At 37.6% G+C, this 15,993-nt stretch carries 9 protein-coding genes; 1 reads left to right on the plus strand and 8 read right to left on the minus strand.

Annotated features, from left to right (window positions below; genetic code table 11):
* Positions 1-166 precede the first annotated feature (166 nt).
* Positions 167-1,357, minus strand: a complete 1,191-nt coding sequence (locus NSR03_RS10620) for a glycine C-acetyltransferase (RefSeq protein WP_069821073.1) — start codon at positions 1,355-1,357, stop codon at positions 167-169.
* A gap of 191 nt (positions 1,358-1,548) precedes the next feature.
* Here NSR03_RS10620 and NSR03_RS10625 point away from each other — a divergent pair, with 191 nt between their 5' ends.
* Positions 1,549-2,727, plus strand: coding sequence for a M20 family metallopeptidase (locus NSR03_RS10625; protein WP_002511360.1), 1,179 nt, complete (start codon positions 1,549-1,551; stop codon positions 2,725-2,727).
* A gap of 778 nt (positions 2,728-3,505) precedes the next feature.
* Here NSR03_RS10625 and tuf read toward each other — a convergent pair.
* From tuf to rpoB, 7 genes are all read right to left on the minus strand, one after another.
* Complete coding sequence (tuf, locus tag NSR03_RS10630) at positions 3,506-4,693, minus strand: elongation factor Tu (RefSeq protein WP_002508563.1); 1,188 nt, start codon at positions 4,691-4,693, stop codon at positions 3,506-3,508.
* Between the two features lie 222 nt (positions 4,694-4,915).
* Positions 4,916-7,006, minus strand: a complete 2,091-nt coding sequence (gene fusA, locus NSR03_RS10635; protein WP_002511359.1) for an elongation factor G — start codon at positions 7,004-7,006, stop codon at positions 4,916-4,918.
* A 119-nt stretch (positions 7,007-7,125) separates the two neighbouring features.
* Entirely contained in the window at positions 7,126-7,596 is a 471-nt protein-coding gene (gene rpsG, locus NSR03_RS10640; RefSeq protein WP_002508565.1) for a 30S ribosomal protein S7, read from the minus strand.
* 70 nt (positions 7,597-7,666) lie between these two features.
* Positions 7,667-8,080, minus strand: coding sequence for a 30S ribosomal protein S12 (gene rpsL / locus NSR03_RS10645; protein ID WP_002508566.1), 414 nt, complete (start codon positions 8,078-8,080; stop codon positions 7,667-7,669).
* Between the two features lie 95 nt (positions 8,081-8,175).
* Positions 8,176-8,430 carry a ribosomal L7Ae/L30e/S12e/Gadd45 family protein gene (locus tag NSR03_RS10650; RefSeq protein WP_002508567.1) on the minus strand — a complete coding sequence of 85 codons (255 nt, stop codon included), beginning with the start codon at positions 8,428-8,430 and terminating at the stop codon, positions 8,176-8,178.
* 159 nt (positions 8,431-8,589) lie between these two features.
* Positions 8,590-12,186: a DNA-directed RNA polymerase subunit beta' gene (gene rpoC / locus NSR03_RS10655; RefSeq protein WP_162129936.1), complete on the minus strand. Its 3,597-nt coding sequence runs from the start codon at positions 12,184-12,186 to the stop codon at positions 8,590-8,592.
* A 168-nt stretch (positions 12,187-12,354) separates the two neighbouring features.
* The gene (gene rpoB / locus NSR03_RS10660) at positions 12,355-15,906 is read right to left on the minus strand and encodes a DNA-directed RNA polymerase subunit beta (RefSeq protein WP_002508569.1); all 3,552 of its coding nucleotides are present in this window, start codon (positions 15,904-15,906) and stop codon (positions 12,355-12,357) included.
* Positions 15,907-15,993 lie beyond the last annotated feature (87 nt).

Below are 15,993 nucleotides of genomic sequence, written 5' to 3' on the forward strand. Positions count from 1 at the left end.
TTACTAAAAAGTAGCATGGCTATTTTAATTATTTTCTATTTCTTCCCTTTCTGGTCATAAAAAATAGGAGTGGAAAAGAAATCAAATTTTGATTTCATCTTCCAACTCCCATAATGATTGAGTCTGAGACAAGTATTGATGCGTCAGACTCAAGTTTAAATCCTTACTATTTAATTGTTCCTAGTTCTTTGCCTACTTTTTCATAAGCAGCTAGTGCTTGGTCTAACATTTCTTTCGTATGCGCAGCTGTTGGCATGTTACGCACACGTCCTGTGCCTTTAGGAACTGTTGGGAAGACAATTGACTTCACATAGATGCCTTCATCTTTCAAACGGCTACTGAACGCTTGTGTTTCCTTCTCATCGCCAATAATAACAGGCGTGATTGGTGTTGCTGAGTTACCAATATTAAATCCTAGTTCTTTCAATCCAGCTTTTAAATAATTACCATTATCCCAAAGTTTATCGTGTAACTCTGTAGATGCCATTAATTTTTTCACTGATTCAGTGATTGCTTTCGTATCTCCAGGCGCTAGTGATGTTGAGAATAAGAATGGTCTTGATTGTACTTTTAACCAATCAATTAATGATTGTGTACCAGCTACATAACCACCTACAACACCTATCGCTTTTGATAACGTACCCATTTGGAAATCAATCTTGTCTTGTAAGCCAAAATGTTTTACTGTGCCTGCACCTTTACCCATAACGCCTGAACCATGTGCGTCATCAACATAAGTAATTAAGCCAAATTCTTCAGCGATTTCAACGATTTCTGGCAGTTTTGCAACATCACCGTCCATACTGAATACACCATCAGTAATGTACATAACTTTATTATATTGACCTGACTCCACTGCTTCTTTTGCTTTTGCGCGTAAGTCTTCCATATCTGAGTGGTTTACACGAATAATTTTCGCTTTAGATAAACGACAGCCATCTATAATAGATGCGTGATTTAATTCATCTGAAAGTATCGCATCATGTTTATTCATAACAGCAGAAATTGCTGCCATATTACAGTTGAAACCTGATTGATACGCTACTGCTGCTTCTGTCCCTTTAAATTCAGCTAATTTTGCTTCTAATTCATCATGTAAATCTAATGTCCCATTAATCGAACGTACTGCACCCGCACCAACACCATGTGTGTCAATTGCATCTTTCGCAGCTTGCTTTAAATCTTCATCTGTTGCTAGTCCTAAATAATTGTTCGAAGATAAGTTAACGTAATTCTTTCCCTTGATATTAATTTCAGGCCCATTCGCACCTTCAATTGTATCGATTTCATTGTATAAACCGTTATCCTTTAAATACTGAATATTTTCATCTAAAAAGCCATGTAGTGATTGTACCACTGCAAGTCCCCCTTTGGATTGTCTTTGTGTTTAAGTTAATCATAACCTATTTTTAAAATACATGGAAGTAGAATAATAATTAAAAAGAAAGCGTTTTCTACAATTGAATTTGTCCGTTAATAATTGGTGGTACAGTTAAGTTATTTTAAATGGTATACTGGATAAAAATGACTAAGGAAGAAGGGTTGAAGTTGTTTGATTGGTTTCAACTAGCGCAAGAAAAAGAAAGTAAAATGATACAAGTACGTCGTTACTTACATCAATATCCTGAATTATCGTTCGAAGAGTATCATACTCATGATTATATCCAAAATCAATTGAGTCAATTGTCATGTGAAATACGTACACCCGTAGGTCGCAATGGTATCGTGGCGACTTTTAAAGGTCGTGGCGACGGACCCACTGTAGCATTACGTGCAGACTTCGATGCACTACCTATAGATGAACTTACAGAAGTCGATTACAAATCTAAAAATCCTGGTGCCATGCACGCATGTGGTCATGATGGTCACACCGCAACTTTATTAGGCGTGGCGGAAATTATAGAGCATCATCTACAATTTTTAAATGGTAACGTGGTGCTCATCTTCCAATATGGCGAAGAAGTAATGCCAGGTGGCTCTCAAGAAATGATAGACGATGGTTGTTTACAAGACGTAGACAAAATATACGCTAACCATTTATGGAGCGGTTATCCTACAGGTACGATTTATTCCCGTGCTGGTGCAATGATGGCTTCACCGGATGAATTCAACATTACAATTCAAGGTAAAGGCGGACATGGTGCCAAACCACACGAAACCATTGATCCCGTAGTAATCATGGCTGAATTTATTATGAGTGCACAAAAAATCGTTTCAAGAACGATTGATCCTGTCAAACAGGCAGTGATAAGTTTTGGTATGGTCCAAGCAGGATCTGCAGATAATATCATCCCTGACACTGCATTTTGTAAAGGCACTGTACGTACATTCGATACAGAAGTTCAAACTCATGTTATGACTAAAATGGATAAACTCTTACAAGGTCTTGCTGTGGCAAACGACATCACATATACAATGGATTACATTAAGGGCTATCTACCTGTCCACAACAATCCAAATAGCTATGAAGTTGTTAAAAAAGCAGCAAACGATATTAACTTAAGATTCAACGAGTCAGAATTAATGATGATTGGTGAAGACTTCTCTCATTACTTAAAAGTCCGTCCAGGTGCTTTATTCCTAACAGGATGCGGTAATCCAGAAAAAGATACAACACACCCACATCACAGTCCAAACTTCAATATTGATGAAAAAGCAATGAAATACACCGTTAGCCAATTCCTCAAAATTCTAGAACTCGAAAATGTGATTGTTAGCGCCACTTAGGGATGAAATGAGTTAGTGGCGCTTATGCATGCGTGTCAACGCAGGCGTTCCTCTCCCACTTCGTAATTTTATTACGTTAGTGGTTTTTATGCATGAGCTTTAGCTCAGGTAATCCTTTACCACTTAGGAATGAAATGAGTTAGTGGCGCTTATGCATGAGCTTTAGCTCAGGCGAACCCTAGACTAGTAACTCTGTTACTTTAGTGGCGCTTATGCATGCGTGTCAACGCAGGCGTTCCTCTTCCACTTCGTAATTTTATTACGTTAGTGGTTTTTATGCATAAAGACTTACTTTCCAATTCATTTGGATTAGTAAGTCTTACGCATATGCTTCAGCATATGTGATCTACTACAACAGCTCAGACGTCCTATTATTACTTATATGAAATATTGACTATGTAATAACTTTTCTATCTACCTATATAAACAAGCACAATGTCATTTTGGCATTGTGCTTGTTTGTTTTCATTATTATTTTTATTTTCATTAATTCAATTATACTATTTGCTTAAAACTGCAGTTATTTGCTCCCACACCTGCGGGAAGACTACAAGATGAAGACTACAAGCTAGAGCGATGTCCGCGTATATAATGATAAAAAGTGCTAAAGACAATTATATTAAGAAGCCCTAATCCATTTCAGGTTTCTGTAGTTTACAATAGCTTTGCTATTGCATTAAGAAGCCCTAATCACTTGTTGTGATAAGGGCTTCTATATAAAAAAAGAGCCTCCATAAAGGAGACTCCTAAAATATCTATCAAAGATAGAAATTATTTATTATTTAATAATTGAAGTTACAACGCCTGATCCAACAGTACGTCCACCTTCACGGATAGAGAAACGAGTACCATCTTCGATAGCGATTGGTGAAATCAATTCAACTTGCATTTCAACGTTATCGCCAGGCATAACCATTTCAGTACCTTCTGGTAAAGTAACAACGCCTGTTACGTCAGTAGTACGGAAATAGAATTGCGGACGGTAGTTAGTGAAGAATGGAGTATGACGTCCACCTTCTTCTTTTGATAAAACATAAACGTCTGCTTTGAAGTTAGTATGCGGTGTAATAGTACCAGGCGCAGCTAAAACTTGTCCACGAGAAATGTCATCACGTGATACACCACGTAATAAAGCACCAATGTTGTCGCCAGCTTCAGCGTAGTCTAGTAATTTACGGAACATTTCAACACCTGTAACAGTTGTCTTAGTTGATTCCTCTTGCATACCGATGATTTCAATTTCAGCACCGACTTTGATTTGACCACGTTCAACACGGCCTGTAGCAACAGTACCACGACCAGTGATTGAGAATACGTCCTCAACTGGCATCATGAATGGTTTGTCAGAATCACGTTCTGGTGTTGGGATAAATTCATCAACAGCGTCCATTAATTCTAAGATTTTGTTTTCATATTCTTCAACGCCTTCAAGCGCTTTTAATGCTGAACCAGCGATTACAGGAACGTCGTCGCCAGGGAAGTCATATTCGCTTAATAAGTCACGAACTTCCATTTCAACTAATTCTAATAATTCTTCATCGTCAACCATGTCAACTTTGTTTAAGAATACAACTAATGCTGGAACACCAACGTTACGTGATAACAAGATATGTTCACGAGTTTGAGGCATTGGACCATCAGCAGCAGATACTACTAAGATACCGCCGTCCATTTGAGCAGCACCAGTGATCATGTTTTTCACATAGTCAGCGTGACCTGGGCAGTCAACGTGAGCATAGTGACGAGAATTAGTTTGGTACTCGATATGAGAAGTATTAATTGTAATACCACGTTCTTTTTCTTCTGGAGCGTTATCAATCATGTCATATGATTGAGCTACAGTGTCACCATTTTTTGCCATTACAGTTGCAATTGCAGCTGTTAAAGTAGTTTTACCATGGTCAACGTGTCCGATAGTACCAATATTGGCATGGGTTTTTGAGCGGTCAAATTTTTCTTTAGCCATTATAAAATCTCTCCTATTCGTTAGAAAATTAATTTTTAAAATTTATCTCTCATGACAGTTACTCACTGTCACGAGAAGAATATTTGTTACTTGTAATAAAGGACTATATAGTACCTTTATAATGCATTTCAGCTAAAAAATCAATTGATAAAACTGTAAGCTACATAATTAAGCATTACATGTAATTAACAGATAGACTGTTATCTTACAAAATAAATTTAATTACTCAGCTGAATTACCACTGTTTTTCTTGATAATTGCTTCAGCAACTGATTTTGGAACTTCTGCATAGTGGTCAAAGTACATAGTATACGTACCGCGACCTTGAGTGTTAGAACGTAATGATGTTGCATAACCGAACATTTCTGAAAGTGGTACAAAAGCGTTAACAACTTGTGCATTACCACGAGGTTCCATACCATCAACACGTCCACGACGAGATGTTACGTCACCCATGATGTCACCCATGTACTCTTCAGGCATTTCGATTGTTACTTTCATCATTGGTTCTAAGATAACTGGATCACATTTTTTAGCAGCTTCTTTAAGCGCTAATGATGCAGCAATTTTGAAGGCCATTTCTGATGAATCGACATCATGGTATGAACCGTCATATAATTTAGCTTTAACATCAATTAAAGGATAACCAGCTAATACACCGTTTTCCATTGAATCTTTAAGTCCTGCTTCAACTGATGGAATGTATTCACGAGGAACTACACCACCAACGATAGCGTTTTCGAATTCAAAACCGCCACCAGTTTCGTTAGGCGCGAATTCAATCTTAACGTCACCATATTGACCACGACCACCAGATTGACGAGCGAATTTACCTTGAACTTGAGCTGATTGCTTAAATGTTTCACGGTATGAAACCATTGGAGCACCAACGTTACATTCAACGTTAAATTCTTTCTTCATACGGTCTACTAAGATATCTAAGTGAAGTTCACCCATACCACCAATGATAACTTGTCCAGTTTCATCGTCTGTGTGTGCATGGAATGTTGGATCTTCTTCTTGTAACTTAACTAAAGCTGTAGTCATCTTGTCTTGGTCAGCTTTAGATTTTGGTTCAACAGATAAGTGAATAACAGGTTCTGGGAAATCCATAGATTCCAAGATAATGTCATTCTTCTCACCACATAAAGTATCACCAGTAGCAGTATCTTTAAGACCTACCGCAGCAGCGATATCTCCTGAGTATACTGTGTTAAGCTCTTGACGAGAGTTAGCGTGCATTTGTAGTAAACGACCTACACGTTCACGTTTGCTCTTTGTAGAATTCTTAACGTATGAACCAGATGAAAGCGTTCCTGAATAAACACGGAAGAATGTTAACTTACCAACATAAGGGTCAGTCATTACTTTGAACGCTAAAGCAGCGAACTCAGCATCGTCATCAGCTTTTGCGATAACTTCTTCTTCTGGGTCATCAGCACGATGTCCAACAATTGGTTTAACGTCTAATGGTGATGGTAGGTAATCAATTACTGCGTCAAGCAATAACTGAACACCTTTGTTTTTGAACGCTGTACCAACAAGAACTGGATAAAATTCAATATCATTTGTTGCTTGACGGATAGCGTCTTTTAATTCAGCGACAGTGATTGCTTCGTCAGCTAAATATTTTTCCATTAATTCATCATTACTTTCAGCAACTGCTTCAATTAATGCTGAACGAGCTTCGTCAGCTCTTTCTTTATGATCCTCAGGAATTTCAATTTCTTCAATATCAGTTCCTTCATTATTGTTATATTTGAAACATTTCATTTCAACTAAGTCAATGATTGCTTCAAATTGATCTTCAGCACCAATTGGTAATTGAATTGGTTGTGCATTAGCTTGTAAACGGTCATGAATAGTGCTAACTGCATATTCAAAGTTAGCGCCCATTTTGTCCATTTTGTTTACGAAGACAATACGAGGTACACTGTAATTTGTTGCTTGACGCCAAACTGTTTCAGTTTGAGGCTCAACACCTGATTGTGCATCAAGTACTGTTACTGCGCCATCAAGCACACGTAAAGAACGTTCAACTTCAACAGTGAAGTCTACGTGTCCTGGTGTATCGATGATATTTACACGGTGGTCATCCCATTGTGCTGTTGTTGCAGCAGATGTGATTGTGATACCACGATCTTGCTCCTGTTCCATCCAGTCCATTTGTGAAGCTCCTTCATGAGTTTCACCAATTTTGTGGATACGTCCAGTATAGTAAAGAATACGTTCTGTCGTAGTTGTTTTACCAGCATCGATGTGGGCCATGATACCGATATTACGAGTTCTGTCTAAACTAAAATCTCTAGCCATGTATTTTTCTCCTTCCAGTATAACTGCGAATAAATACTATAAATATGGCGATGCCCTAAGCATGCGCCTTCGATAGTAAACTATCAATGTGGAACATGCTCAGGGATAAAGCTACTATCCTACCAACGATAGTGAGCGAAGGCTTTGTTAGCTTCAGCCATTTTGTGAGTGTCTTCACGTTTCTTAACTGCGCCACCTGTATTGTTGGCTGCATCTAAGATTTCGTTAGCTAAACGCTCTTCCATAGTTTTTTCACCACGGTGACGCGAATAATTAACTAACCAACGAAGTCCTAAAGTCGTACGACGTTCTGGACGAACTTCAACTGGTACTTGATAGTTAGAACCACCTACACGGCGAGCTTTAACTTCTAATACTGGCATGATATTGTCGATAGCTTCATCGAATACTTCAACAGCTTCACGACCACTACGTTCTTGAACTAAGTCGAAAGCAGAATAAAGAATTCTTTGAGCTGTCCCACGTTTACCATCTAACATGATTTTGTTGATCAATTTTGTAACTAATTTAGAGTTGTGGATTGGATCCGGTAATACGTCTCTTTTTGGTACTGATCCTTTACGAGGCATAATGTAAATCCTCCCTTCCTATTATAGTATATTTTTAAAATTTATTGCGAAAATTTACGGAATCTTAAACTTATTTTTTAGGTTTTTTAGCTCCGTATTTTGAACGGCTCTTTCTACGTCCATCTACGCCTGAAGTATCAAGCGCACCACGTACAACGTGATAACGTACACCCGGTAAATCTTTTACACGTCCACCACGTACAAGTACAACACTGTGTTCTTGTAAGTTATGTCCGATACCAGGGATATACGCATTAATTTCGATACTGTTTGACAAACGTACACGGGCATATTTACGTAACGCGGAGTTAGGTTTTTTAGGAGCCATAGTACCTACACGAGTACAAACACCACGTTTTTGTGGAGAGTTTAAACTAGTGTATTTTTTCTTTTTGCTGTTAAAGTTTCTGTTCAAAGCTGGTGAACCGTATGTTTTCGATTTGCTTTGTCTAGGTTTACGTACCAATTGATTAATAGTTGGCATTGAATGTTTCCTCCTCTCATCATTTATAATCCCACACATCCAGGTGGTTCATTTCAAGGGCAAATAAAATTTAGTAAGAATAATTCTTACTAATCTCATTTTAATAACGCAACAATTGTTGCATTAACGTTAATACCTACATATTCTCCTAAAGCTTGCTTGCTTTTGAAAAATGAAACAGGTATTTGTTTATGATTGATTTGACTTAACACGCGAGTCAGTAAATGAACTTCAACGTCTTCAGCAATAATCAATGATGTAACTTGGTTCTTATCCAAAGCCTTAAGCGTTTGTTTAAGCCCAATAACATGATGTTGTTTGTTAAAGCGTGCAACTTTTTCATTAGACATTAAAATATCCTCCAAAGTTCTGCTTGCATCAACCTTAATAATAATAACATCTTAGCTACTGTTGAGTCAACTTTAAATACGATAAATTCTTCAAAAAACATAAAAAACAAGTGATCGAAATATAATATCTCGATCACCTTGTTTATTCAGTAAAAAGAATTATATCTTAGTTGTCTCTGATTCTTCTGAAACTGTTGCATTTGGTGCAACTGTGTCGTATTTAACGTCTCTGTAACGTCTCATACCAGTACCAGCTGGAATTAATTTACCGATGATAACATTCTCTTTAAGACCAAGTAAGTTATCGCGTTTACCTTTAATTGCAGCATCTGTAAGTACACGTGTTGTTTCTTGGAACGAAGCTGCTGATAAGAAGCTTTCTGTTTCAAGAGACGCTTTCGTAATACCTAGTAAGACTGGTTTAGCTGTTGCTGGACGTTTACGTTCTTTAAATGCGTCACGGTTTGCATCAGTAAAGCTGTGAATATCTACTAATGAACCTGGAAGTAACTTAGTATCTCCAGCTTCGATAATGCGTACTTTACGTAGCATTTGTCTAACCATAACTTCAACGTGTTTATCATCAATTTCTACACCTTGCATACGGTAAACTTTTTGAACTTCTTTTAATAGATAGCTTTCTGTTGCATTTAAACCTGATACAGATAAATAGTTCTTAGGCTCGATTGAACCTTCAGTTAGAACTTCACCACGTTCAACGCTTTGACCAACCTCAACTTTCAATCTTGAAGTACCTGAAGCTAAATATGATTTAGATTCGTTCGCACCTTTAATAACGATTTCTTGTTGACGGTCTTTCGCAATCTTGATGTCATCAACGACACCTTCGATTTCTGTAATCACGGCTTGACCTTTAGGATTACGTGCTTCGAAGATCTCTTGAATACGTGGAAGACCTTGCGTGATATCACTACCTGCTACACCACCTGTATGGAATGTACGCATTGTAAGCTGTGTACCTGGTTCACCAATTGATTGTGCAGCAATTGTACCAACTGCTTCACCAACTTCAACTTTTTCACCAGTAGCAAGGTTTTTACCGTAACATTTTTCACAAACACCGTGACGTGTATTACATGTAAATGCTGAACGTATATACATTGATTCAATACCAGCGTCTGTAATTTGTTTAGCAATGTCTGCAGTTACTAATTGATCTGGTTTTACAATTACTTCATCAGTCTCTGGATGACGGACAGTTTCTTTAGAATAACGTCCTTCGATACGTTCGATGAATGGTTCGATCATTTCTGTACCTTCTTTGATATCAGAAACAAGTAGACCACGGTCAGTGCCACAATCTTCATCACGAACAATAACATCTTGAGCAACGTCAACAAGACGACGAGTAAGGTAACCTGAATCGGCTGTTTTAAGTGCTGTATCGGCAAGACCTTTACGCGCACCATGGGTAGAGATAAAGTACTCTAACACTGTTAAACCTTCACGGAATGAAGAAGTGATTGGTAATTCAATAATCTTACCTGATGGTGCAGCCATAAGTCCACGCATACCTGCTAACTGTGTAAAGTTAGATGCGTTACCACGGGCACCAGAGTCACTCATCATAAAGATTGGGTTTGTTTTATCAAGTGAGCCCATTAATTTTTGCTGAATTTGGTCTTTAGCGTCAGTCCAAATTTCAACAACAGCGTTATAACGTTCAAATTCAGTGATTAAACCACGATTAAATTGTTTCGTAATTCTCTCAACTAATTTTTCGTGTTCATCTAAAATTTCTTGTTTATCTGGTAATACTACGATATCAGATACACCAACAGTGATACCTGCTTTAGTTGAGAATTTGAATCCTAAGTCTTTCATTCTGTCTAACATCATAGAAGTATCTGTGATGCTGAAACGATTGAAGACTTCTGCAATAATATTTCCTAAGAAATTCTTATTGAAAGGTTCAATTAATTCTTGGTTATCGAAGTATTCTTTTAATCCGCCTTCTCCTAATTCAGTAGCTGATACGAAATATCTAGCTGGTGTTTTATTTTCTAAATTAGTTTGTGTTGGTTCGTTAATATATGCAAATGAATCCGGAATGATTTCATTGAATATAACTTTACCAACTGAAGTTAACAAGATTTTTTTGTTTTGTTCTTCAGTAAATGTTGGATTATTAAATGATTTAGCATGTACACCAATACGTGAATGTAAGTGTACGTAGCCATTCGCATAAGCTTTTAACACTTCATTTGTATCATTGAAAATCGCACCAGTATTCACTGATTCTTTACGCTCTAAAGTTAAGTAATAGTTACCTAGCACCATATCTTGTGAAGGTGTTACAACTGGTTTACCATCTTTAGGGTTTAAGATATTTTGTGCTGCAAGCATTAACATACGTGCTTCTGCTTGAGCTTCTTTAGATAATGGTACGTGAACTGCCATTTGGTCACCATCAAAGTCAGCGTTGTAAGCTGTTGTAGCAAGTGGATGCAGACGAATTGCACGGCCTTCAACTAATGTAGGTTCAAATGCTTGAATACCTAATCTGTGAAGTGTTGGTGCACGGTTTAAAAGTACTGGGTGTTCTTTGATAACATCTTCCAATACGTCCCAAACTTCATCATCCATGCGTTCAATCTTACTTTTCGCATTTTTAATGTTTGTAGCAATTTCACGTTGAACTAATTCTTTCATGATGAAAGGTTTGAACAATTCTAATGCCATCTCTTTAGGTAGTCCACATTGATACATTTTCAAGCTAGGTCCAACTGCAATAACTGAACGACCTGAATAGTCAACACGCTTACCTAATAAGTTTTGACGGAAACGTCCTTGTTTACCTTTTAACATATGAGAAAGAGATTTTAATGGGCGGTTACCTGGTCCAGTAACTGGACGGCCACGACGACCATTATCGATAAGTGCATCAACAGCTTCTTGTAACATACGTTTTTCGTTTTGGACGATGATGCCTGGAGCACCTAAGTCTAATAAACGTTTCAAACGGTTGTTACGGTTGATAACACGACGATACAAATCATTAAGATCACTTGTAGCAAAACGTCCACCATCTAATTGAACCATTGGTCTGATTTCTGGTGGGATAATTGGAAGTACGTCTAACACCATCCATGCTGGATTATTACCAGAATGTCTGAATGATTCAACTACTTCTAAACGTTTAATTGCACGTGTAAGTCTTTGACCTGTTGCTGATTCTAACTCATCTCTTAGTTGTTTAAGTTCAGCGTCTAAGTCGATTTCTTGTAGTAATTCTTTGATACCTTCAGCACCCATTTTGGCGTTGAATTTACCTGGGAATTTATCATAGTACTCTCTGAATTCTGCTTCAGATAATAATGTCTTTTGCTCTAAACCAGTTGGACCTGGGTTAACAACAACATAAGAAGCGAAGTAAATAACTTCTTCTAACGCTCTTGGCGACATATCTAATAAAAGACCCATACGACTTGGAATACCTTTGAAGTACCAAATGTGTGATACAGGCGCAGCTAATTCAATATGGCCCATTCTTTCACGGCGCACTTTTGACTTAGTTACTTCTACTCCACATCTGTCACAAACCATACCTTTATAACGTACACGTTTGTATTTACCACAACTACATTCCCAGTCTTTCGAAGGTCCAAATATTCTCTCACAGAATAGACCATCTTTTTCTGGTTTTAAAGTACGATAGTTAATTGTTTCTGGCTTTTTAACCTCACCAAAAGACCATGAACGGATTTTTTCGGGTGAAGCAAGTCCTATTTTCATATAATGGAAATTATTTACATCAATCAAGGAGCCTACCTCCTTCAATTTAGATTAGCTGTGCAAATTGATTGATTGCTCTATATCAATAATGGAATAACCAAGATTAAGGCAAATACGAACATGTATTGTACCTTAACTTGGTGTATTCTTTTATAAACTTAAATGCAATTAGTCTGTAATTTCTTTCTGTGATTGTGGCGCTTCTTTTTGTTGAAGATCCACTTTACGTTCAACGACATCATCATCTTCATTGTCTTGCATGTCAATTTCATTGTCATGCTCGTCCATAATCTTAACGTCTAACCCTAAACTTTGTAATTCTTTCATCAATACTCTGAATGATTCAGGAACACCTGGTTTAGTGATGTTTTCACCTTTAACAATAGATTCATATGTTTTCACACGACCTACTGTATCATCGGATTTGTAAGTTAAGATTTCTTGAAGTGTATATGCAGCACCGTATGCTTCAAGTGCCCATACTTCCATCTCACCGAAACGTTGTCCACCAAATTGTGCTTTACCACCAAGTGGTTGTTGCGTAACAAGTGAGTAAGGTCCTGTTGAACGTGCGTGTAATTTATCGTCAACCATGTGAGCAAGTTTCAGCATGTACATTACACCAACTGAAATTCTGTTATCAAATGGTTCACCTGTACGTCCGTCATATAATACCGTCTTACCGTCACGAGCCATACCAGCTTCTTCAATTGTTGACCATACATCATCATCACTCGCACCATCAAATACTGGTGAAGCAACGTGAATACCTAAGTTTTTAGCAGCCATACCTAAGTGTAGCTCTAATACTTGTCCGATATTCATACGTGATGGAACACCAAGTGGGTTCAACATGATATCGATTGGCGTGCCGTCTGGTAAATAAGGCATATCTTCTTCTGGAACAAGTTTAGAAATTACACCCTTGTTACCATGTCGACCACACATTTTGTCACCAACGTGTATTTTACGTTTTTGAACGATATACACACGAACTAATTGGTTAACACCTGGAGATAATGTGTCGTCTCCTTCTTCACGGTTAAAGACTTTAACATCTAGAACAATACCACCTGCACCATGAGGTACGCGTAATGATGTATCGCGAACTTCACGTGCTTTTTCACCGAAGATTGCATGTAGTAAACGTTCTTCTGCAGTTAATTCTGTTACACCTTTAGGCGTTACTTTACCGACTAAGATGTCACCATCATTAACTTCAGCACCTACGTATACAATACCGCGGTCATCTAAGTTTTTAAGTGCACTATCTGAAACGTTAGGAATATCACGAGTGATTTCTTCAGGTCCTAGTTTTGTATCACGTGCTTCAGATTCATACTCTTCAATATGAATAGAAGTGTATACGTCATCTTTAACTAGACGTTCACTCATGATTACAGCATCCTCGTAGTTATAACCGTCCCAAGTCATGAAACCAACAACTAAGTTTCTACCTAATGCCATTTCACCAAGTTCCATTGAAGGACCGTCAGCTAAAATTTCGCCTTTAGTCACTACATCGCCAGTAGCAATGATAGGTCTTTGGTTATAACATGTACCAGTATTTGAACGTTTGAATTTAGCTAATGGATAGCGATCTAATTCGCCTTCATATTCTTGACCATCTTCTTCAATAAGTCGACGTACAAGAATTTCATTAGATTCAACGTGTTCAACACGGCCTTTATGTTTTGCAACAATTGCTGCACCAGAGTCACGTGCTGCCACGTGCTCCATACCAGTTCCTACGAATGGTGATTCAGGATTCATCAATGGCACTGCTTGACGTTGCATGTTTGCACCCATCAATGCACGGTTAGAGTCATCGTTTTCTAAGAAAGGAATACATGCTGTCGCAGCAGAAACAACTTGTTTAGGTGAAACATCCATGTAGTCCATTTTTTCTTTAGCCATAACTGTGTTATTACCACGGAAACGACAAACAACTTCGTCTTCTACGAAACGACCATTTTCATCTAATACAGAGTTTGCTTGAGCTACTACATAGCTGTCTTCTTCGTCAGCTGTTAAGTAGTCAATTTGGTCTGTGATTGAATGTGTTTCAAGATCTACTTTACGGTAAGGTGTTTCAATGAAACCAAATTCATTCACACGCGCATAACTAGATAGTGAGTTGATAAGTCCGATATTCGGACCCTCTGGTGTTTCGATTGGACACATACGACCATAGTGAGAATAGTGAACGTCACGTACTTCCATTTGAGCACGTTCACGTGTTAAACCGCCGGGTCCTAATGCTGATAAACGACGTTTATGTGTTAACTCGGCTAATGGGTTAGCTTGGTCCATGAATTGTGATAATTGAGAGCTACCAAAGAATTCTTTAATAGATGCAATAACAGGACGAATATTGATTAATTGTTGAGGCGTAACAGAATCAGTGTCTTGGATAGACATTCTTTCACGTACAACACGTTCCATTCTTGATAAACCAATACGGAATTGATTTTGTAATAGTTCCCCTACTGAACGTAGACGACGATTACCTAAATGGTCAATATCATCTGTAAAGCCAATACCACTTAACAAGTTAAAGAAGTATGACATTGATGCAATAATATCTGCTGGTGTAATACATTTCACTTCTGAATCAGGGAAAGCATTACCAATCACTGTAGTTGTACGTCCTTCTTCATCGTTCGGAACGTATACTTTGATTGATTGAATCTCAACAGGTTCATCAATAACAGTACCTTCTAATTCAAAGACTTCACTGTTTGCATTTGCTTCTAGTACATCCATAACCTCATCTAAGTTACGACGATCTAAGACTGTACCTTCTTCAGCTACAATTTCACCTGTTTCAGTATTAACAATTGGTTCAGCTAATTTCTGATTGAATAAACGGTGTTTCAAATGAAGTTTTTTATTCGCTTTGTAACGACCTACACTAGCTAAGTCATAACGTTTCGGATCAAAGAAACGAGAATATAATAAGCTCTTAGCATTTTCAACTGTAGGCGGTTCGCCAGGGCGTAAGCGCTCATAAATTTCTAATAATGCTTGATCAGTATTTTCAGTACCATCTTTTTCTAAAGTATTACGTAAGTACTCGTTTTCACCTAAAAGATCAACAATTTCTTGATCAGTTGAGAAACCTAAAGCACGTAATAATACTGTTAATGGTAATTTTCTTGTTCTATCAATACGTACATAAACAACATCTTTCGCATCAGTTTCATATTCTAACCATGCACCACGGTTAGGAATGATTGTTGCATCGAAGTTTGTACGACCATTTTTATCTAGTTTTTCATTGAAGTATACGGATGGTGAACGAACTAATTGTGAAACGATTACACGTTCAGCACCATTTATTACGAATGTACCTGTATCTGTCATTAATGGGAAATCGCCCATAAATACTTCTTGCTCTTTCACTTCGCCAGTTTCTTTGATGATTAGACGTACTTTTACACGTAGAGGTGCAGAATACGTTGTATCACGGTTTTTTGATTCTTCTAAATCATATTTCGGTTCTCCGAGTCTATAATCTACAAACTCTAAAGAAAGATTGCCTGTGAAATCTTCAATCGGAGAAATGTCTCTAAACATTTCTAATAAACCTTCTTCTAAGAACCACTCGTAAGACTCAGTCTGAATCTCAATTAAATTCGGTAATTCTAATACCTCTGAAATTCTCGCATAGTTTCTACGTTTACGATGTCTTCCATATTGGACAAATTGACCTGCCAAACAGATTCACCCCTCAAAAATTGCGTGTTTACTTTTACTAAATGAGCCAATATAATGAGATAAAAAGAAAACGGTAGCATACCAAAT

The organism is Staphylococcus sp. FSL W8-1207, assembly GCF_038003745.1.
In the GTDB taxonomy this organism is placed as follows: domain Bacteria; phylum Bacillota; class Bacilli; order Staphylococcales; family Staphylococcaceae; genus Staphylococcus; species Staphylococcus equorum.

Coding starts and splice junctions, on each gene's coding strand:
- tuf (WP_002508563.1), bottom strand. CDS start 4,693: ATGGCTAAAGAAAAATTTGACCGCTCAAAAACCCATGCCAATATTGGT.
- fusA (WP_002511359.1), bottom strand. CDS start 7,006: ATGGCTAGAGATTTTAGTTTAGACAGAACTCGTAATATCGGTATCATG.
- rpsG (WP_002508565.1), bottom strand. CDS start 7,596: ATGCCTCGTAAAGGATCAGTACCAAAAAGAGACGTATTACCGGATCCA.
- rpsL (WP_002508566.1), bottom strand. CDS start 8,080: ATGCCAACTATTAATCAATTGGTACGTAAACCTAGACAAAGCAAATCG.
- NSR03_RS10650 (WP_002508567.1), bottom strand. CDS start 8,430: ATGTCTAATGAAAAAGTTGCACGCTTTAACAAACAACATCATGTTATT.
- rpoC (WP_162129936.1), bottom strand. CDS start 12,186: ATGAAAATAGGACTTGCTTCACCCGAAAAAATCCGTTCATGGTCTTTT.